Origin of the sequence: Chitinophaga skermanii, assembly GCF_003259335.1 — a bacterium.
GTDB lineage: Bacteria > Bacteroidota > Bacteroidia > Chitinophagales > Chitinophagaceae > Chitinophaga > Chitinophaga skermanii.
Genome location: NZ_QLLL01000006.1, coordinates 517,097 through 538,700, shown reverse-complemented (window position 1 = coordinate 538,700; position 21,604 = coordinate 517,097). Strand labels below are relative to the sequence as shown.

Below are 21,604 nucleotides of genomic sequence, written 5' to 3'. Positions count from 1 at the left end.
CAGCGGGGCGAAATTAACAATTTCATAATTGCGTATTCAAACTCGATCCAGTAATTTTCGTTTTTTCTTTATGAACTCCTTCAAAAGCGCCCTCACAAGGGCACAATTTGGCCCGGATTTTCAATGGGGCGTTGTTATTTCATCTTTTCAAAACGAAGGTGCACACGATATCGACGGCAAAGGTCGCTCTATTTGGGATGAATTTTCATCCCGGAAAGGAAAGATCAAAGATAAAAGTCACGCCCAACAAGCTTGCGAATTTTATTACCGTTATACCGACGATATTCTCCTTGCCAAACGAATGGGCTTCAACGTATTTCGTTTTTCCATTGCTTGGGCCCGTATTATGCCCAAAGGCACCGGTGAAATTAATGCTGCCGGGATTGATTTCTATAACCGCGTTATTGATACTTGTTTAGCATACGGTCTTGCTCCTTGTGTAACCTTGTACCATTGGGATTTACCCCATAGTTTACAACAAAAAGGTGGCTGGGCACATCGTGGAATTGTATTTGCCTTTGAAGAATACGTACGTGTTTGTGCACAAGCCTTCGGCGACCGAGTAAAACAATGGATTGTTGTAAACGAGCCTTTTGGCTTTACCTCGCTTGGCTATATGCTGGGTGTTCATGCCCCTGGTAAATTTGGGTTATCGTACTTTTTACCGGCCGTACACCACGTAGCCTTGGCGCAAGCAGAAGGTGGTAGAGTATTACGCAGCGAGGTGAAAGATGCTAAAATTGGTACGGCGCTTTCTTGTAGTCATATTATCCCGTTTACCAATAATGAAAATGATGAAAAAGCACGCCGAAAAGCAGATGCTTTATTTAACCGTCTTTTTATTGAACCCGCTTTAGGCATGGGGTACCCGGTAGATGCATTTCCTTTATTAGGTCGCATTGAGCGTAGGTATGCTATGTGGCGTGATTGGGATAAATTGGCGTTTGATTTCGACTTTATCGGTTTACAGAATTACTTCCCGCTTGTAGTAAAACATAATCCCTTTATGCCGATTATTGGTATTTCCGAGGTGAAACCCAAAGCGCGCAATGTGCCAACAACAGCGCTGGGATGGGAAATTAGCGGTGATGGTATGTACCAGGTTATTAAACAATTTGCTGCTTATGCAGGAGTGAAAGAGCTAGTAGTAACAGAAAGTGGGGCTGCTTTCCCCGATTTATTGCATGAAGATGCGGTGGATGATCACGACCGTATCCAGTATTTCCAAGAATATTTGCAAGGTGCACTCAAAGCAAAAGAAGAAGGTATTAACCTAACGGGATATTATGTATGGACGCTTACCGATAATTTCGAATGGGCTGAAGGGTACAAAGCGAAATTTGGATTAGTACATGTCGACTTTACCACGCAACAACGCACCTTAAAATCCTCCGGCAAATGGTTCACGCATTTTTTACACGCAAAATAATATCTCCATTCTCAAACGTTTTATAACAATATCGCTTTATATAAATAGATATATTTTTTGTTCTTTAGTGGTATACATATTGTCGTTAAAATATGATAATTGATATATCAAATAATTGAAAAATAGAAATATTTTAATCTGCTGTAATCCTTCATGGTATTGTATTCTATGGTGTTGAAAATTCCTTTAACTATAGGTTAACAACTGCGTATTTTTGTTGTAATTACTTTTAAATTCGTCGCATATCGATGCATATACATATGCACGGTTTTAGACATTGTTTTGACCATCATAAACTAATTCGTGGATGAACATCGAGCAACAAATTGTCTTATTGAGAAAAGAACTTGCTTCGGGAGAAGTACGTTTAAACTCATCGGGAACTAGCTTTTTTCTTGGGGGTGAACAGCAGAGAAAATTAAGTTTAATATGCGATGTTTTACGCCTCTCGAAAACAGATGCGTTAAACGGTCTCGTAGATTATTATTGGAAACATCACGGGCCTACTATTAAAGACGCAGCGCTTAACAACATGGAAGGCATGTGAGAAAGTGGGAGCTATGCTTACAGTAAAAGGGTGTTTCGATCAAAAGAAACGCCCTTTTTGCTTTTTATAGACACAGCGAGAAATCCATAGAAATTATGTGTACTTTTTCGATATGAAACGCCTAATTACCCTTGCCCTATTTTTCTTCCTTTTTAAAGTAACAACTTCAGCCCAACAATTTAACAAAAGGGCATTCGACATTCTTCATGCGGCAGGGGCCTCTGCTTTAGCATATGCTGTTGTTAGCGCAGATAGCGTATTAGAATGTAAAACCTACGGGTCGCCAAGTTACTTGGCATCCTCCATAATAGACGAGCAGAGCCGTTTCAAAATTGGATCGAATACAAAAGCGATCACATCCCAAATCGCTGCCATGCTCGTTCAACAGCAAAAAATCCAATGGAGCACAAACTTCTTCACGATATTCCCAGGTTTAAAAGCTGGCAGCAGAAAGGCATACAGTACACTTACACTCGAAGATCTGCTCAGCTTCCGCGCTCCCTTACCACCTTTCACATATTCCAATACTGAGCCCGCTACGTCGCAATTCCAAGGCGACGCTGCCACGCAAAGACTTCAATTTGCACAATGGATACTACTACAACCTCCGCAACCTACAACAGGAGCATTATACCTTACCAATGCGGGGTATGTACTAGCCGGGCTAATGTTAGAAAAAGTAGCCCAAAAACCGTATGCGCAATTAGTAAAAGAATTAAACACTATCATGCAGGCAGATTTTGAAATAGCCAACGATACTAGAACGGTTAATGGCTATGGAGATGAAGTAAATATCGATACAGCCACATTACGCGTAAAATTGAATTGGTTGGAAGCAGCAGGTAACTTAGATGTTAGCGTAGCTGGGTATACACACTTCCTTCAAAACCAATTAAAAAGTTTTCGTAGTAACAATACCATATTTACGCCCAGTATGATGGAGTATTTGTACTTCGGGAAAGGGGAATTTTCGCTAGGCTGGTTCTGGAAAGTGAACAACAAAGGGCATAAAGTAGCCTACAATACCGGTAATCCAGGGAAGTTTTTATCACAAGTGTATGTTGTACCAGGAGCGAACCGGGCTTATTTCATCTTCATTAATAAGCAATCTAATGTAGCGCTTAACAGTATCAACAACCTACTACTACAACTCATCGATCAATACGGGGAATAAATGAAAAAGGGTGCCTTCTCCAAAGCACCCCTTTTCGGACCCATTTTACTATCAAGTATCAACTTAGTACTCAATACTCTTTTCGTTTTAAAAACCAAATATCTTTTAAGTTGAAGTTGAACAACATATTCACATAATTTTCTTTGATTAACCCATTTGTTGTAGTACCCCGTGTTCCAAACTCTAGTCCTACATAATACCGAATATTATTACTTCTACTTGGTGCCGAAGCCCCAATTGTAAAGCCACGATCGATAATCGGTTGGTTCTTGATTTGCATATACGACTCTTGGTAATTATATCCCAACTGCACTACGTACCCTTCGTATTTACCACGGTACGAATCACGCATGAACGCATATTCCACCCCGCCACCAATTTTATGCGTTTTGGCGTATTTAAAGTCTAAGCCATTCTCATTTTTATTCGACCAATCGGTATACTTATAATCGGCTACAGCTGTAAGCTCGCCATTCGAAATGGATATACCCGCACCGTATTGCGCAGGCAATACATAATTATGCTTGGCAATGGTTTCTTTGTATAACTCGTCTTGGCTGGTGTTTAAAATAGTTACTGTTTCGCTGGATTTGAACTTTGTTTCCATGCGGTAAGTACCTGCAATGCCCAATGTATAATTTCCGATCTTGCCTTCATATTGAATACCGCCGGTAACATTCCCATTGTACATATAACGACGGTTTTCAGTATAAACGGCCTCTGAAGAGCCGTTACTACCTAAGCTATCGGCGGTTGTAACATTCCCGAACAAAAATGAAGTAGACACACCCACGGAGAAATTTTTATTCAGTTTGAAACCATTGGAGAAATACAATTTATTCAAACCGCCGGAACCTTCTATTGCACTTAGGAAGCCGGTATTCGTACCCGCGATATATTTTGTGTTTAATAGTTTATAGTCAATTGTAGAGAACGGTGTAAAGCCAACACTAGCACCCCACCAATCAAGAATTTTCGTACCCACAGCTAAGCGTTTCACATTCAAATCAAACGCACTTTGATTAATATTTGTACCTGAATAGGTTACCGTTTTCCCACCTAATGAAACGTCGAAAATGAATTGCTTCATCGGTAAGGCAGAGTAGGAAGCTGGATTTAATTCGTTTAAGTAATTGGCAGATTTCCGCGCCATACCGGCCGAACCTGTACCGAAGTTGCGGGTAAAATCTTTTTCTTCAAGATCGCCAATGCCGAAGGCTGAATAGAAGTTATTCAAACCATTCTGTGCATAAGAACGTTGCGCCAACATCACGCTAAAAACGATAAAAACCAATATGCTGAATCCTTTGCGCATGGTATATGGATAATGATGATAAATGTTATTTGTAAAGCAGGTAATAAACTTTCAAACTTACCCGGTTCAGTTTATTCTTTGTATCGCCTAATACAGCGCGGTTGGCCATTACATTATGACCATTGGGATACAACAACAAACCTTTCGATGTTAAGTCGGTAGCGGTGGTTTGGAACGTACAATAGCTTGTTACATCATACGTATATTTCGTATTCTCGTGGTACAGTTTATCGATGGTTAGGCTTCCGTGTTGAATAGATCCATCGAGCGTATTTACCAACGAATCGGTTACGTTATTCAACCGGTCGGCTCCGCAAAGTGTAATACTTTCCGGCAAACTAAGCAGGTCGTATGTACCGGCCACTGGTCGTAATTGTAACTCGGCTGCCATAATCTTTCCGAACTTGCCCATTTTCGGAAGATCCCGCAAGGCAGGTATGTCTAAGCGCGTTACTAATCCTGTAAAGCTTTGTAAATAAGCTACATTATCCAAGGCGGTGGATGATATCACCTTGTTCTCCCTAGTAAAGGCAGTTAGCGGTGTGCCGCTCCTGTCGTACGATATATGATTGTACTGCAAACCCGAACCTGTTAAAGGGAAATCGAAATGCTTACGTTCTAATTCTTGGTTGTTCTCGTGGTAATGCAAACGCATTACCATACCTGAATCGGTGGCCAGGTACGATAACAACATGCTGTTATTTATTCCACCTCGAATGCTTAAACCTTTGAAGTAGTTCAAGAAGTGTTCGTTGGTCGATACTTCTTGCTTATTGTTTTTGATCATCTCGAACAATTCATTACCTATTGTATTGGGTAGAATAATGCGCACTGCTTTCTTTTCAGAAGGACGAATTAATTGTTGCGAAACAGCTACTGGTGTACTTTCTGTAGCAGTAGTGGTGGTGTTGAATAAACTGTATTGCTCCTTTGGGATACTAATTTTATCGGCCAGTTTATACACTTGGAATGTTTGTGGCAAAGTAGAATCGCCATAGTAATAGCCATTGGGTTTCAGGATGATTTCAATGGAATCATACAAAGCTTTGCTGGCTAATGTTTTTTCTGTAGGAACGCCAACATGATAGTTCGTGTATGCTTCGATTTTACCAAATGCAGGATCGGTGTATTTACCTACAAGCGCTACACCACTACTATTTGTGGTGAAGGAATCGAGTTGTATGGTACTCATATTCACGGTAAGCGTGTCGAGCAATAGGTAATTTGATTCATTGGGATTTGCGGCGTTTTGGTAACTGAATCCTTCTTTGTCGCACGACACCAAGGAAACAACCGCCGCAAAAACTACAAGTAGGCAAAGGCGCATTTTATTCCGTTTATCTAACATAACATAAAACATGGAGCGCAATTTTAGTTACGCAACCATAGCTTCCACCGTGGAATATGCCAACCACCCATTTTTATCGATGAATGTAGTTTTTTTATCTTTTAGCGCTATAAATCCTTTACTATGGCCAATTATAGCCAAAATGCCTGTTCGTAGATTAAATGCCCTTATTCATCAGGCAAACAATAGCAACCATCTATTTTATATTCATGCTAACACTTGCACGGATAATTTTGGAACCGTTTAAAAAAAATATGCTTATGCGCTATGTCAGCAATTATTGGATGGTATTATTGGTTGCATTGGCAGCTTGCCAAAAGAGCTCCGACTCTACCGAAACTAACGGCAACTGGATCAAACGGAGCGAGTTTGAAGGTGTTGCACGAAATGAAGCAGTGTCATTCGTAATCGATAACAAAGCCTACGTGGGTACAGGTTTCGATGGGGAAAACAGGTTGAAAGATTTTTGGATGTACGATCAAGCCAGCAACTACTGGTCGCAAAAAGCCGATTTCCCCGGCGCAGCAAGAAGTAGCGCCATCGGCATGGCCATTGGTTCCAAAGGTTACATCGGTACTGGTTACGATGGTACCAATAAATTGGCCGATTTCTACGAGTACAATCCTACTACCAACGCTTGGGAAAAGAAAGCTGATTTCACCGGCTCTGGCCGTTACGGTGCCACGGCGTTTGCTATCAACAACAAAGGTTATATCACCTGCGGTTACGATGGTAATTATTTGAAGGATTTCTATGAGTTTGAACCCACCACGAATGTTTGGACAAAACGCGAAAGTATGGGCGGTACAAAACGTACAGATGCCGTGGCTTTCGTTATCGATAATAAAGCGTACCTCGTTACTGGTAGCAACAATGGCCAGAATGTAAACGACCTCTGGGTATTTGATGGTAGTGCATGGACGGAGAAACGTAAAATTACAAACGTGAGCGACGATGATTATGATAACTCTTACGACATTCCTCGTAATGGCGCTATCGCTTTTGTAATGAACAACAAAGGGTATGTAACATTAGGTAGTAAATCTGGTTTGGCTTCTGATGTATGGGAATACGATCCGATCAACGATTTATGGGATACTAAAACTTCTTTCGAAGGTGTTGCCCGTAGTGGAGCTGTAGCATTCACTTTGAACAATAGGGGATATGTAGCCTTAGGTAACAGCTTAAGTCAACAATTTGATGATCTGTGGGAATTTGATCCTTCAGCAGAATACAATAAAAATGACTAAAAGAATTATCATCAATATCACAATAGGCGCGCTGCTACTAGCAGCGCTTGCCTATGTGAGTAACCGGAAACCTTCACCTGTAGCAGCAAGTAGTCAACATAAGATAGATGTAATTCCCGTACCGCAAGCAAACGGTTGGGGATACAAAATAGCTGTGGATGGAAAAACCTTTATCTACCAGGATAGAATTCCTGCTGTAGAAGGCAATGTTGCTTTTACCACAAAAACCGCCGCTATACAAACAGGCACCTTAGTGGTGCAAAAATTGATGCGAAGTGAAAGTCCACGTATCAGTACGGCGGAATTGGATTCTATGCAGATTGTTAAAAATCGTTAACAGGATTCACTTTAACACTTGCTTAACCTGCACCTACTTACTTTTGGAGCCTGTAACTGGATGGAAAGAATCAAAACTATATTTCGGAACCGCTTAGTCGTTATCGCCATGCATATTCTTGCCTGGTTGTGCGTCTTTTTATTTCCTTTTTTGTTTTTTAGGGTACAATTACCCGAAACTTCTTTCTTCATCCGCGAAGCCATTAATATGAGCTTTATGGTGGGATTATTCTACTTACACATGTATGTACTTATTCCCCGCTTTCTTGCCTTTAAAAAGTTCAAACAATATATTGGAAGTATCGTGGCGATTGTGATGTTCGTGATGATTCAGCAATCGTTAGTAGATTACTATTTCTTTGGTACACGTGGTGTGCGGCCACGTTTGATGGCAATGCGTTTACCTGAAAAAGATGAAGTGTATTACATCAACCCCAAAACACGTCAACTACCACCGGGTGCTAAGCGTATTTGGGTAGATAGCGCAGGTCGACCTATTGTAATACAACCTGCAGGATGGAGAACAGGAAGACCTCACCACAATCGTTTCCATGGTATGAGCGATGCATTTGCTTCGCCACGAGATGTGCAACCCATGCAGCCGGTTGTAACACAAGCGCGCCCGGCAGATGATGGAGAATGGCATCCCGTAACTGCCCCAGGACCACAAAATGCTATGTTTGTACCGGCAGTACCAGCTTCTTTATCACCCGCGTACCCAATGGGCGAATTTGCCATTTTTAACCGCATATTCTGGCCCGAAGTAATGCGCCGATCTTTCTTGTTCACTTTACTTATGCTGTTCATGAGCGGCTTTATAAAGATCGTGCTCGAGTGGTTTAAAAGTGAGAAGCAACGGGAAGCTTTAAAAGTAGCAAACTTGAACGCAGAATTGCGCTTCTTGAAATCACAAATCAACCCACATTTTCTATTTAATAGCTTAAATACCATTTATTCATTAGCACATAAACGATCCGACGAAACAGAAGGAGCCCTCGTAAAATTATCGTCGATCATGCGTTACATGATTTACCATGCGAACGAAGAAACCGTGCTATTGAAAAGCGAACTCCGCTACTTGGAAGATTATATTTCCATACAACGCTTTCGCGTGAGCAAAGAAGTACCTATCACCTATAAAATCAGCGGCGAAGCGGGTAACCTACGCATAGAGCCCATGTTATTGATTCCATTTGTTGAGAATGCCTATAAACACGGCATTAGTTATACAGAACGTTCTTTTATAGATATCGATATAAACATCTATCAAACCACGGTGCATTTAAAGGTGAAAAATAGCCTGTTTAAGCAACGCGTGGCAGAGAAGGGTGGAATAGGACTAACGAACGTCGTAAAACGATTGGAACTGCTGTATGAGGGTGACCATGAACTGAAGATCGAAGAGCACGAACACCAATTTATTGTAGATCTGAAAATTAACTTGAAAAATGATTAGGTGTATTGCTGTAGATGATGAGCCGCTCGCGCTCGAAATTATTGAAGACTTTGTAAAACGGGTGCCCTTTCTCACCTTAGTGAAGAAGTTTGAGAGTGCCGCCCACGCATTACGCTTTTTACGTGATGAACAAGTTGACCTCATTTTTCTCGACATTAAAATGCCGGATATTACCGGTATCGAGTTCTTACGTTCCCTAAAGAACCCTCCGGCTGTGATACTTACCACCGCGTTCCAAGAATACGCGATGGATGGCTATGACCTAGACGTTGTAGATTACTTGTTGAAACCGATTCCTTTTGATCGCTTTTTAAAAGCTGTAACAAAGGCGGAAGAGTATATTAGCGTGAAAGAAGGCAAACAAGCAGAATCGGGTACGGTTAGTGATTATATTTTCGTGAAAACGGAATACAAGATTATTAAAATCGACTTGGAAGACATTTTGTATATAGAAGCGTTGAAAGACTATATCAAAATCTACACGCATCAACAGAAAATATTGACATTGAAGAGTTTAAAGTCCTTCGAGTCACGTTTACCGAAGGATAAGTTCATCCGGGTACACCGTTCCTTCCTCGTGTCGTTAAATAAAATATCGGCAGTAGAGAAGAACACGGTTTTGATTGCTAATCAATCAATACCAATCAGCGAAGGTTACCGTGATAAGTTCTATGAGCTCATCACCCGGAATTCCTAATACATTTAAAGCAAGCAGTTTATAATTTGGAAAAAGACGTCGTACTATTCATTAGGCGACGTTTTTTGATACCAGGATATGCCTTATCTTTATCTAAATGAGGGCTTATTTAATATTGAAGTAATGATAATGAGGCCTTTAACGCTCCCAAGTATTCCCAATACCAACTATATTTATCTTCGCTAGCTTACTTGTACCTTCTCAGTAGTTTCCATGTAAATTCCAAGTAGTTTCCATGTAAAATCCAAGTAGTTTCCATGTAAAATCCATGTAATTCCATGTAACTACATCGATATTCCATCGATAGGTGTTCGATGTTACATCGATATTCGGTCGGCTTTCCCCTTGGTGAATAGTTGGTTTGACCTTACTTGTACCTTAAAGATGGCTTGATATAGGTGTGAGAATTGTAAACCAGCTATTTAGCAAAGGCGGTAATGAGGTGGGAGATGATAATACCTTCATTTACAATAAAAAAGGCCCATCTCGGTATGAGATGGGCCTCGTTATGAAGGAGTTTGATGGTATTAGATCAATTCTTTCAATTTTGCTACTACTTTGTCTACTTCCTCTTTCGTGTTTTGTTTGCTGAAAGAGAAACGAACGGCTACTTGGTTCGGATCGTTGCTTAAAGCACGGATAACGTGAGAACCAGCGTTTGCACCAGAAGTACAAGCAGAACCCCCAGAAGCGCAAATACCGTTGATGTCTAAGTTAAACAACAACATTTCACTTTTTTCCGATTTAGGGAAAGATACGTTCAATACAGTGTACAAACTTTTGCCTCTTAAATCGCCGTTAAAGCTTACGCCCGGAATGCTTTCTACCAATTGGTCGGCCATGTACATGCGCAAATCGTTGATGTGCGTGCTATGCTCTTCCATATTAGCAGTAGCCAATTCCAATGCTTTCGCAAAACCTACAATACCGTACAAGTTTTCTGTACCGGCACGCATGTTACGTTCTTGAGAACCACCTTGAATGAATGGTTTAATTTTTACGTTTTCGTTGATATACAAGATACCAACACCTTTCGGGCCATGGAATTTATGACCGGCACCTGTAATGAAGTGAACAGGTGTATTACGAAGGTCGAAGTTATAGTGACCAACAGTTTGCACGGTATCGCTATGGAAAATTGCGTCGTACTTTTTGCACAATTCGCCTACAGCTTGCATATCGAGTAAGTTACCGATTTCGTTGTTGGCATGCATTAACGTAACGAGTGATTTTTCAGCAGAATTAGCGAGTAAGTTCTCTAAATCTGCTAGATCCACGTGACCATTGGGCAATAATTTCACGAACGATAATTTTACTTTATCGCCATGTAAATGTTCTACGGTGTGTAAAGTGGCGTGGTGTTCGATAGGGGATGAGATGATGTGACGACATCCCAAATCAGTAATAGCTGCATTAATAGCAGTATTGCTACTTTCGGTTCCACCCGATGTAAAGAAAATTTCACCTGGATTAGCGCCTAAGATTTTGGCAACTGATTTACGTGCGTTTTCAATACCCAACCTGCTTTCGCGGCCATAGGAATAAATCGATGATGGGTTCCCGAACCTTTCCGTCATATAGGGCAGCATAGCCTCTAAAACTGTTGGGTCAAGAGGTGTGGTGGCTGCATTGTCAAAATATATTCTTTCCAATGTCGTGGTGGTTTTTGATAAAAAATGCTTCGCAAAGTTCAATAAATTTTATCAAAAACCCAGCGATAGCCGCTCAGTAACAGGCGATTAATAAGGTTGAGTGGCACCCTTCGAAAGCGCTAACTATAGCGGGTTCCATGCTACACCTACGTTTTGGCGCATTACAGCCACGAAAATTATTTTACAAACGAGCGACATTTTTTCTCTTTTTGCGCCCATTTTTCTTTGTTTTTTGCCAAAAAATCCTTAGTGCACTTTTTCTCTAGGATAACTGGTGATGCGGGTTTTGAAGGATCATCCTTTATAAAATATACCAACTATGCATCCTCTAATCGACACAACAAACACACCATTTTTACAAACAAAACGCCCAGCGTAAATACACCGGGCGATTTCTCTTTACCAAAATCGATGTTTACATACCGGTTATATTGTATCATTTGTAAGAACCAATAACCAATACCCGGCCGCAACAATCGAAAGATTTATATAACAACTGGTTATGTAGGGTTATTATTTTCTATTACATACGAAAGAAGGAAAAGATTGGATGTTGAAAATTTATAAAATGATAAAATTTGAGTATAAGTTGCATAGTGAGAATTCCCCACGCATTTTTATAATGCTTAATAAATCAAATCAGCCAATAATAAAAAAAGGTCGTCTCAAACGAGACAACCTTTCTTATATCTAAAAAGTAATTCCTGCTTTTACATCACTACAACATAAACTCACGGATATCTTGCATAATGCGCTTCGCAACATTATCAGCCGTCGTTTCGTTTTGTGATTCAGAATAAATACGGATAATTGGTTCCGTATTCGATGTACGTAAGTGTACCCAATCTTTATCAAATTCAATCTTCAAACCATCTTCCGTATTAATAGGCTGGTTCTTATACTTGTCTTTGATTTTCTCGAAGATCGTTTTCACATCCACATCTTTATCCAATTCAATCTTATTCTTAGAGATGAAATAGTCGGGATATGAGTTACGCAATGCCACCATATTCTTCTTGGAATGTGCAAGATGACTCAAGAACAAACCAATGCCAATCAATGCATCACGACCATAATGGAAATCCGGAACAATAATACCACCGTTACCTTCACCACCAATCACCGCCTGTACGTCTTTCATTTTGGTAACAACGTTTACTTCACCTACCGCGGAAGGGAAGTATTCGCCACCATGTTTCAACGTAATATCTTTCAATGCTTGGGTAGAAGAAAGGTTCGATACAGCATTACCTTTTCTTTTCTTCAAGATATAATCAGCCACCGCTACCAAGGTATATTCTTCACCGAACATGCTACCATCTTCGTTTACGAAACACAAACGGTCAACATCCGGGTCTACCGCGATACCGAAATCGGCTTGCGATTTATTTACCTCGTTCGATAAAGCTGTTAAATTGCTAGGAAGTGGTTCTGGGTTATGACCGAATTTACCGTTTACTTCTTCAAATAAAACAGTAATGTCTGTTACACCCAATGCGCGTAATAAAGCCGGTACGAAAATAGCGCCCGTTGAATTCACCGCATCTACTACCACTTTAAAATTGCGCTTTTTGATCGCCGGTACATCCACTAATGGATAGTTCACGATCATATCAATGTGCTTTTGTAAATAAGTGTCATCGGTACGGTAAGTACCCAACTTATTCACATCTGCGAAATTAAAATCTTCATTCGCCGCGAGTTCCAATACTTCCGCACCATCTGCGCCGGAAATAAATTCACCTTTCGCATTGAGCAATTTCAAAGCATTCCATTCACGTGGATTATGACTAGCCGTTAAAATGATACCACCGGCAGCTGCTTCTGCAGTTACGGCAATTTCAACGGTTGGCGTTGTAGACAAACCAAGGTCTACCACGTCGATCCCTAAACCAATTAATGTAGAAACTACTAAGTTGCTCACCATTTCGCCAGAGATACGCGCATCTCTACCGATGACCACTTTTTTGTTTTCGCCGTTGTTACGAAGCAACCATGTGCCATACGCAGCCGTAAATTTTACCACGTCGAGCGGGCTTAAGCCTTCGCCGGGTTTACCGCCAATCGTTCCGCGAATACCAGAAATTGATTTAATCAGTGCCACAATCGTTGATTTTTTAAGAAGGCAAAGATAAATAAAACATGACCAGGTTTCCTAATGACAGTTTTACATCCCCGTGCGGCCAAGTTATTCACATTGAATGAAATGGGAATTGCTAATTCCGGTGGTGCTTGGCATTTTTCAATTATATTTGCAGCTACGCTTTTTTAAACAGCTCGTATATAATAACAATGAAGTCTTTCTGGACACGCATTCCCAAGTACACCCGCTATATTCTTTTGCAAGCCGTTTGCTTGTTCGCGTTTTTGGTTCTGTTTAGGGTGATCTTCTACTTTTTCTTCTTTAAAACGACCGTTACCGACCCCTCGGCCGTATCTAAAGCATGGCATTTGGGCTTAAAGTTCGATATGCGCCTGGCTTTGATCAGCCTTGCACCGTTGGCTATTCTTATAACCATTGCCCGTAACCGCTTCTTTAGCTCCAAAGCTTGGAAAACAGTGAATTACGTGTATTTGTTCCTTTTATACTTCTTACTGACTTGGTTTTACGTGATCGACCTGGGGCATTACAGCTACTTGGGTATCCGGATCGACCCGTCCATTACCCGGTTCCTTGCTTCCGGCGAACGCATGACCAATGCTAAGATGGTATGGCAAAGCTACCCAGTGATCAAAGGTTTACTGGCGATTGCTGTGTTCTTAGGACTTATCTACTTCGGATTGAGTAAGTTATACAAATCGTATGCACGCAAACCGGAAAGTCATATTAAGGCATGGCCATTTACTTTTTGGGTGATAGGACTGGTATTTCTCTTCGCGGCAGGTATTTACGCCAACTTAGCGTACTTCCCATTACGTTGGAGCCAGGCCATGTTTACCCGCGATAACGGTATTACAAGCTTATCGTTAAACCCTGTTCTCTATTTTGTGAATAACTTTTCTGTAAACGACGATACATACGATAAAGAAGCCACGCAAAAATATTATCCTTATATCGCCGATTATTTGAAGGTAGATAAGAAAGATGTGCAGAACTTGGATTTTGTGCGTACTGTGCCTGCGAACCCGGAGAAACCACGTCAGAATGTGATAATTGTGATGTGTGAATCCCTAGGCGCCAGCATGACAAGCATGTTCGACAATCCCATGAACGCTACCCCTAACATGCAACAGCTTGCTAACCAGGGTGTATTGTTCAAAAACTTTTACGTACCGGCCATGAGTACCGCCCGTACGGTATTCGGCGTAACAACAGGCCTGCCAGATATTACCATCAATAAAACGGCCAGTCGCCACCCGAACATCGTTGATCAACGGGTGATTATGGACCAGTTTGATGGCTACGATAAATACTATTTATTAGGGGGAAATACTAACTGGGCGAACATTAGAGCCGTATTTTCCAATAATATCGATGGCATTAAGATCTTCGAAGAAGGATACTATAAAGCCGGTAAAGCAGATGTTTGGGGGGTATCGGATTATGATTTAATTACCGAAGCCAGTGCCATCTTCAAAGCATCGAACGATCAGAAGAAACCGTTTATAGCCTTCTTACAAACAGCCGATAACCACGAGCCATATACAACAACACCTGGTGCAGGCGATTTTAAACCGTTAACTGAAAAGGAAATCGACATGAATGCTTTCAAAAAAGCTGGGTTTTTGTCGATCGGCCAGTTTAATGCCTTGCGTTACTTGGACTATAACATCAAGCATTTGATGGATATGGCGAAAAAGGACGGCTACTTGGAGAATACCATCTTCGTTTTCTTCGGCGACCACAGTGCCCGCTTAAATCCTTACAAGTTTATGCCGGTGCCGGAATATGAAATTGGAATGTTTGAAACGCATGTGCCATGTATTATTTACAACCCCAAAACGCTACAACCTCAAGTAGTTACGCGCGCAGGTAGCTTGCTCGACGTATACCCAACGGTTGCCGGCATGGTGGGTATGCCATATAAAAATTATACCTTGGGCGTAGATTTACTGGATTCAACCCGCACATCGCATTACGCGTTTACTATTTATCCACAAGACAGGATGGCGCTCGTGGGCGAACAATATTTGTTCGAGATCAATAAAGCCACTAACAAAACGGCTTTGTTCGATTTAAAAGGCGACCCGTTGAAGAACGTGGCTGCTGAGTACCCCGATACAGCAAAATACCTGGATAATTTAACGCGTGCTTTTTATGAAAGCACCCGATATTTGATGTTTAATAATAAGAAACACTAGTATATTTTTCATCACCCGAACTAAAAAAGCAACAAGCACAAAGGAAGTATTATCGCCATGGAAGTAGTAAAACAGTGGTTTAAAGATTGGTTTAATTCGTCGTATTACCATCTATTGTATAGTAATCGCAACGAACAGGAAGCTGCTGCCTTTTTGGACAAACTGATCGATTACCTCAAACCACAGCCCGGTGCATCGATGTTAGATGTAGCTTGTGGTCGTGGTAGGCATTCGAAATACCTTGCCGACAAGGGTTTTGATGTTACAGGCATCGATCTGTCTGAAGAAAGCATTCGCCAAGCTCGCCATATGGAAATGGATAACCTCCATTTCTTCCAGCACGATATGCGTTTACCATTTTACGTGAACTACTTCGACGTGGTGTTCAACTTTTTCACCAGTTTTGGCTACTTCAGCACCCAACGCGAGAACGACAATGCCTTACGCACGATAGCGCAAGCTATGAAGCCGGGCGGCCGTGTTGTGCTCGATTATTTGAATAGCGTGTATGTAACCGAACATCTCGTGGAAAGCGAAGTGAAAGAAAGAGACGGGGTGGTGTTTGATATTCACAGGGCCGTATGTAACAAGAAGTTTTTGAAGGAAATCAATATCCTCGACCAAGTAAAATTGCAGCGCAGCCAGTATACGGAAAGCGTAAATGCATTTACCCGCGAGGACTTTGAGAGAATGTTTGCCAAGCAAGGTTTGAAAATAATTGATGTATTTGGCGACTATCACTTCAATGAATTCAATGAAAAACAATCGCCCAGGCTGATCCTGGTAGCCCAAAAATAATGGCCTATGCTAGAGCAAATCAAAAGACTGGATTTACAACTCTTTTTTAGAATAAATGGTCAATGGACCAACTCATTTTTCGATAATTTCTTGCCTTGGATGCGTGAACCGCTATTCTGGGCACCATTATACCTGTTTTTGATCGTTTTCCCGATCTTAAACTACAAATGGCGCGGCTTCTTCTGGATCGCTTTTTTCCTCATTACGTTCGCCATCAGCGATCAAACCAGTATGTTCTTTAAGAACTATTTTGAGCGAATCCGTCCTTGCCGCGACCCGTTCCTTGCCGACTATGTACGTGTTTTGGTGAATTACTGCCCACGCAGCGGTAGTTTCACTTCTTCCCATGCAGCGAACCACTTTTCCGTGGCTACGTTTTGTTTCTTTACCATGCGGAAGATTTTTAAAGGATATACCTGGCTATTCTTCGCATGGGCGGCGATTATTGGGTATTCGCAAGTATATGTAGGTGTGCATTATCCCGGCGACGTATTAGGCGGCGCGGTATTGGGCATCGCAATTGGTTTGGTAACATCGGGCGTATTTCAGCGCCATATTCGGTTGGAACTTGATAATTTAACATGAACTGGTTTCTCCTCTTAATTGTATTATTGGCCACATTGGGTGGCGGTTTGGTGCCGATGTTCGTGAAACGAGTATCGCCTAACTTTTCCATTTATTTGCTGGCCTTCACGGGTGCCTTCCTGTTCGGGGTAACCATTACGCACCTTTTGCCGGAAGTATACCACGATTTAGGGCATACAGCCGGGGTGTATATTGTAATTGGGTTCTTTTTACAGGTATTCCTGCAACAATTGTCGCACGGGATGGAGCACGGGCATACCCATATCCCTGGAGAACACCACCACAATATTGCCGTGTTTCCGCTCGTTTTTGGCTTGTCGGTGCACGCTTTTATGGAAGGTATCCCGTTAAGCTTCCATTACGACGATCAATCCACCTTGCCTTCGCTGGTAATAGGTGTTGCCGCACACAAAATTCCTGAAGCACTTACATTAATGACAGTAATGATGCATGCCCATTTGCCCAAAGCTCGCTTATGGCGAATTTTAATCATCTTTGCATGTATTACGCCTTTATCGGCTGTGATTGCGTATTTTGTAGGTAATAAATCGGAAACTGTTAACCACGCACTATTATACATCGTTGCGATGGTCATCGGCGCCTTCTTGCATATTTCCACTACCATCTTCTACGAAAGTGGCACTAAACACCACGAACTCAGTAAAAAGAAGGTAGCGGCCATTGCTTTAGGCATCGGCTTAGCAATTCTTACTTTAATATTTGAATAATTTTTTATTTTTAGGCTTGTATTATTATGGAAGTCGTCATTATCCTCATCCTTATTTTGCTCAACGGTATATTTTCGATGTCGGAAATTGCCCTTGTGTCAGCACGAAAAGTGCGGCTGGAGAATGCAGCCAATAAAGGAGATGAGAAAGCAAAAACTGCGTTAAAGCTCGCAAACAATCCAGACACATTCTTGTCTACGGTTCAAATCGGTATTACCCTCATCGGTATCTTAACGGGTGTGTACTCCGGTGAAAAACTGAAAGTAGATATCCAGGATTTCGTTAGTCAATTCGAAGTGTTAAGGCCATACAGCAGTGCTGTTGCTACTTCACTGATCGTAATTGTCATTACTTATCTTTCACTCGTCCTGGGTGAACTCGTTCCCAAAAGGATCGGTCTTGCCAACCCTGAAACTATTGCCAAAAACGTAGCAGGTCCAATGCACTTCTTAAGTCGCGTTACCTTCCCGTTCATTTGGTTATTAAGCATTTCTACCAACTTCTTGGTGAAGGTCTTCAACCTGAAAAAAACATCGGACACGATGGTAACGGAGGAAGAGATCAAAGCCATTATCAACGAAGGCACCAACTCCGGCGCCATCGAAGAAACTGAACAAGAAATTATCGAACGCGTTTTCCACTTAGGTGATAGAAATATTACCTCTTTGATGACGCACCGTACTGATATTGTGTGGCTCGACATTAACGAAGATGCCTCCATGTACAAGCCAAAGATTAAATCGAATGGCGTGCATTCCGTTTACCCGGTGTGCAGCAATCAAATCGATAATGTAAAAGGGATCATTCTTATTAAAGACCTATACGCCGCTAGCAGCGATGTGAAATTGGCCGATGTAATGAGAAAGCCACTCTTTATCCCCGAAAATAACTCTGCTTACCAAGTACTTGAAAAGTTCAAAGAAACCCAAGTACATGCAGCTTTCATCGTGGATGAGTATGGTACATTCCTCGGGATGATTACCTTGAACGATATCCTCGAAGCCATCGTAGGCGATATGCCAGAAACGGGGCAAGACGATTATGAAATGGTTCGCCGCGATGATGGATCTTATCTTGTGGATGCCCAAATTCCTTTCTACGACTTCCTCAGCGAATTCGATAAAGAAGACTGGATGGCGGAATTTGAACAAGAATTCGATACATTAGCAGGTTTTATATTACATAACTTGGAACATATCCCGCAAACAGGGGAGAAGTTCGAGTGGCGTGATTTTACGTTCGAAATAGTTGATATGGATGCCCATAGGATCGATAAAATCCTTGTACATCCACCCAGCACAATCGAGGATTAATCGATTGTGTTGGCCCAAAACCATGTAATTACAGCCAACTTTGGGGGAAGTTCCCCACATGATATAGCATAAGCGCCCGGCTAAAAACCGGAATGGAGAAGTGTAACAGATTAACACAAAGGACCTACAACAAGCACTGCAAAACATCAGTCGTGGTGTTCAAGACCTTGATCCTGAACCGCTAAAATATTTTTTTTAGGGGGTATGGGATAAATCCATCTTTATACTAATTTTGAGCGCTTTTTTCTTACACATTTAACACGGAATAAAAAAATGGTTGTTTTAGGAAGTAAGGTTCTTTCCTTAGATGAAGTGCATAAGGTATTGTTCGGGGGTGAAAAATTAACTTTAGACCCCACCGCTGTACAGAACGTTAAAGATAATTTCGAATTCCTAGAGACATTCTCTGCTAAAAAATTGATCTATGGTATTAATACCGGTTTTGGGCCAATGGCGCAATACCGTATTAGTGAAGAAGATAAATTACAACTCCAATATAACCTCATTAGGAGTCATAGCTCCGGTGCAGGTAAACCTTTAGCTCCTCTTTTCGCAAAGGCGTTAATGATTGCTCGCTTAAATAGCTTCATGCAAGGCTTTTCCGGTATTCATCCCGATGCTGTTGAATTACTCGCAGGTATGATCAACCACGATATTCTTCCCATCGTGTTTGAACACGGTGGCGTTGGTGCCAGCGGCGATTTAGTGCAACTTGCCCATTTGGCGCATTGCTTAATTGGTGAAGGGGACGTTTTATTCCAAGATAAAGTACAGCCCGCGGCTGAAGCATTCGAAAAAGTGGGTTTGAAACCATTACAAGTACGTGTACGTGAAGGCTTAGCGGTATTGAACGGTACCTCGGCTATGACGGGAATTGGTTTAACCAACGTGATCTACGCCAAGAAACTCTTATCGTGGAGCACGATTTTATCGTCTATGATCAACGAAATTGTTGAAGCATTCGACGATCACCTTTCTTTAGAGTTGAATGTTGTGAAGAGACACCCTGGTCAGAACCACATCGCGGAAAGAATGCGCTATATTTTGCAAGACAGCAAAATGGTGCGTCACCGTCCCGACCATCTTTACAAAGAATTAGAAGACGAAATCTTCAAAGATAAAGTACAAGAATATTACAGCTTACGCTGCGTTCCCCAAGTATTAGGCCCAATTTACGATACCCTCGTAGCAGCCGAAAAAACAGTGGTAAACGAACTCAATTCTGCTAACGACAACCCCGTTGTAGACCATAGAGCCGGTAATGTATTCCACGGCGGTAACTTCCATGGCGATTATATTTCCTTGGAAATGGACAAAGTGAAGATCGCGATTACCAAGCTTTCTATGCTTTCTGAACGCCAGTTGAACTACTTAATGAACGACCGTTTGAATCATAAATTCCCGCCATTCATTAACCTCGGGAAATTAGGCTTCAACTTCGGTATGCAAGGGGTGCAATTCACCGCTACGTCAACAGTGGCCGAGAACCAAACCTTGTCGTTCCCGATGTATGTGCACAGTATCCCGAACAACAACGATAACCAAGATATCGTAAGTATGGGTTGCAACGCAGCGGAAATGACGGCTAAAGTAATTGAAAATACATTCGAGGTATTATCGATCCAAGTAATGACCATGTTACAAGCTGTAGATTACTTGAATTGCCAAGACAGGCTGAGTACGTTCTCACACAAAATTTACCAAGATGTGCGGGCGATTTTCCCTAAATTTATCGACGACAGTCCTAAATACAAAGACGTGCAGAACATCAAGCAATACTTGATGACGGCAGAACCGTTAAGTATTTAATAAATAGGTAACAGAATATCAACAAGATACCAGGCAATTTCGCTGTACTTTTTTATCGTAAAAAAGGGCAGCGAAATTTGTTCTTCATAGAAAAATATAAACCCAAAAAATAAACGATGAAGTGTGCATTAGTAACAGGGGGGTCGAGAGGAATAGGTAGAGCAGTTTGTTTGCAGATGGCAGAATTGGGCTATTATGTGCTCATTAACTACAAAGGCAACCAAGCAGCCGCCGAAGATACATTAGCCGCCGTACGCGCAAAAGGTAGCGATGGCGAAATTATGCAGTTTAACGTGGGGAATGCCGAAGAAGTACAACAGGTGTTGGGCGGATGGATTGAGGCACAAACTGAAAAATATATCGAGGTATTGGTGAATAATGCCGGTATCCGCGAAGATGTGTTAATGTATTGGATGAAAAATGAGCAATGGCGCGATGTATTAGGTGCTAGCTTGGATGGATTCTTTTACGTTACAAAACAAGTATTAAACGGGATGTTGTTGAAAAGATACGGTCGTATCGTAAACATGGTATCCCTTTCTGGTTTAAAAGGTACACCGGGCCAGGTAAACTATTCTGCGGCAAAAGCTGGCATTATTGGTGCTACTAAGGCATTGGCGCAGGAAGTAGCGAAGCGCGGGATTACCGTAAATGCCATCGCTCCTGGGTTTATTAGAACGGATATGACAGCCGAATTGAACGAAAAGGAACTAGCGGCACAAGTGCCCATGAACCGTTTCGGTACCCCGGAAGAAGTAGCTGCTACAGTGGCCTTCTTAGCTTCTAAAGGCGCGGGATACATCACCGGCGAGGTGATTAACATCAATGGTGGTTTATATTCCTAATCAATCACAGCAATTAGTAA

The 21,604-nt window shown here is 41.6% G+C and carries 18 protein-coding genes; 14 read left to right on the top strand and 4 right to left on the bottom strand.

Annotated elements, in window-relative coordinates:
• The first annotated feature begins 70 nt into the window (after positions 1-70).
• The 3 genes from LX64_RS17990 to LX64_RS17980 all read left to right on the top strand — a co-directional run bounded on the left by LX64_RS17990 (position 71) and on the right by LX64_RS17980 (position 3,150).
• Positions 71-1,429: a GH1 family beta-glucosidase gene (locus tag LX64_RS17990; RefSeq protein WP_111599062.1), complete on the top strand. Its 1,359-nt coding sequence runs from the start codon at positions 71-73 to the stop codon at positions 1,427-1,429.
• Positions 1,430-1,736: 307 nt separating this feature from the next.
• Positions 1,737-1,976: a hypothetical protein gene (locus LX64_RS17985; protein ID WP_111599061.1), complete on the top strand. Its 240-nt coding sequence runs from the start codon at positions 1,737-1,739 to the stop codon at positions 1,974-1,976.
• A gap of 112 nt (positions 1,977-2,088) precedes the next feature.
• The gene (locus tag LX64_RS17980) at positions 2,089-3,150 is read left to right on the top strand and encodes a serine hydrolase domain-containing protein (RefSeq protein ID WP_148707367.1); all 1,062 of its coding nucleotides are present in this window, start codon (positions 2,089-2,091) and stop codon (positions 3,148-3,150) included.
• Positions 3,151-3,220: 70 nt separating this feature from the next.
• Here the strand turns inward: LX64_RS17980 and LX64_RS17975 are convergent, their stop codons facing one another.
• Together LX64_RS17975 and LX64_RS17970 are read right to left on the bottom strand one after the other, a co-directional pair.
• Entirely contained in the window at positions 3,221-4,465 is a 1,245-nt protein-coding gene (locus LX64_RS17975) for a hypothetical protein (RefSeq protein ID WP_111599059.1), read from the bottom strand.
• A gap of 25 nt (positions 4,466-4,490) precedes the next feature.
• The gene (locus tag LX64_RS17970) at positions 4,491-5,825 is read right to left on the bottom strand and encodes a DUF4270 family protein (RefSeq protein ID WP_111599058.1); all 1,335 of its coding nucleotides are present in this window, start codon (positions 5,823-5,825) and stop codon (positions 4,491-4,493) included.
• A 248-nt stretch (positions 5,826-6,073) separates the two neighbouring features.
• On the opposite strand from LX64_RS17970, the gene LX64_RS17965 reads away from it, so the two are divergent.
• From LX64_RS17965 to LX64_RS17950, 4 genes are all read left to right on the top strand, one after another.
• Positions 6,074-7,063, top strand: a complete 990-nt coding sequence (locus LX64_RS17965; RefSeq protein ID WP_158538665.1) for a Kelch repeat-containing protein — start codon at positions 6,074-6,076, stop codon at positions 7,061-7,063.
• Positions 7,056-7,400, top strand: coding sequence for a DUF4907 domain-containing protein (locus tag LX64_RS17960; RefSeq protein WP_158538664.1), 345 nt, complete (start codon positions 7,056-7,058; stop codon positions 7,398-7,400). The genes LX64_RS17965 and LX64_RS17960 overlap by 8 nt, the downstream gene beginning before the upstream one ends.
• Positions 7,401-7,550: 150 nt before the next feature.
• The gene (locus LX64_RS17955) at positions 7,551-8,855 is read left to right on the top strand and encodes a sensor histidine kinase (protein WP_158538663.1); all 1,305 of its coding nucleotides are present in this window, start codon (positions 7,551-7,553) and stop codon (positions 8,853-8,855) included.
• Positions 8,848-9,552 (top strand): LytR/AlgR family response regulator transcription factor, encoded by a 705-nt coding sequence (locus LX64_RS17950; protein ID WP_111599054.1) that lies wholly within the window; start codon positions 8,848-8,850, stop codon positions 9,550-9,552. The genes LX64_RS17955 and LX64_RS17950 overlap by 8 nt, the downstream gene beginning before the upstream one ends.
• Before the next feature lie 527 nt (positions 9,553-10,079).
• Here the strand turns inward: LX64_RS17950 and LX64_RS17945 are convergent.
• Positions 10,080-11,204 (bottom strand): cysteine desulfurase family protein, encoded by a 1,125-nt coding sequence (locus tag LX64_RS17945; protein ID WP_111599053.1) that lies wholly within the window; start codon positions 11,202-11,204, stop codon positions 10,080-10,082.
• A gap of 718 nt (positions 11,205-11,922) precedes the next feature.
• Positions 11,923-13,308, bottom strand: a complete 1,386-nt coding sequence (gene glmM, locus LX64_RS17940; RefSeq protein WP_111599052.1) for a phosphoglucosamine mutase — start codon at positions 13,306-13,308, stop codon at positions 11,923-11,925.
• A gap of 188 nt (positions 13,309-13,496) precedes the next feature.
• Between glmM and LX64_RS17935 the strand changes: the two genes are divergently transcribed.
• The 7 genes from LX64_RS17935 to fabG all read left to right on the top strand — a co-directional run bounded on the left by LX64_RS17935 (position 13,497) and on the right by fabG (position 21,584).
• Positions 13,497-15,506 (top strand): LTA synthase family protein, encoded by a 2,010-nt coding sequence (locus tag LX64_RS17935; protein WP_111599051.1) that lies wholly within the window; start codon positions 13,497-13,499, stop codon positions 15,504-15,506.
• A gap of 57 nt (positions 15,507-15,563) precedes the next feature.
• Positions 15,564-16,304: a class I SAM-dependent methyltransferase gene (locus LX64_RS17930; protein WP_111599050.1), complete on the top strand. Its 741-nt coding sequence runs from the start codon at positions 15,564-15,566 to the stop codon at positions 16,302-16,304.
• A 6-nt stretch (positions 16,305-16,310) separates the two neighbouring features.
• On the top strand, positions 16,311-16,889 hold the full coding sequence (locus tag LX64_RS17925) for a phosphatase PAP2 family protein (protein WP_111599049.1): 579 nt from the start codon (positions 16,311-16,313) through the stop codon (positions 16,887-16,889).
• Positions 16,886-17,617: a ZIP family metal transporter gene (locus LX64_RS17920; protein WP_111599048.1), complete on the top strand. Its 732-nt coding sequence runs from the start codon at positions 16,886-16,888 to the stop codon at positions 17,615-17,617. Before LX64_RS17925 ends, LX64_RS17920 begins: the two co-directional genes overlap by 4 nt.
• A 26-nt stretch (positions 17,618-17,643) precedes the next feature.
• Positions 17,644-18,930, top strand: a complete 1,287-nt coding sequence (locus LX64_RS17915; RefSeq protein WP_111599047.1) for a hemolysin family protein — start codon at positions 17,644-17,646, stop codon at positions 18,928-18,930.
• Positions 18,931-19,203: 273 nt separating this feature from the next.
• Entirely contained in the window at positions 19,204-20,739 is a 1,536-nt protein-coding gene (locus LX64_RS17910) for an HAL/PAL/TAL family ammonia-lyase (protein WP_111599046.1), read from the top strand.
• Between the two features lie 116 nt (positions 20,740-20,855).
• Positions 20,856-21,584, top strand: a complete 729-nt coding sequence (gene fabG, locus LX64_RS17905; protein ID WP_111599045.1) for a 3-oxoacyl-ACP reductase FabG — start codon at positions 20,856-20,858, stop codon at positions 21,582-21,584.
• Positions 21,585-21,604 lie beyond the last annotated feature (20 nt).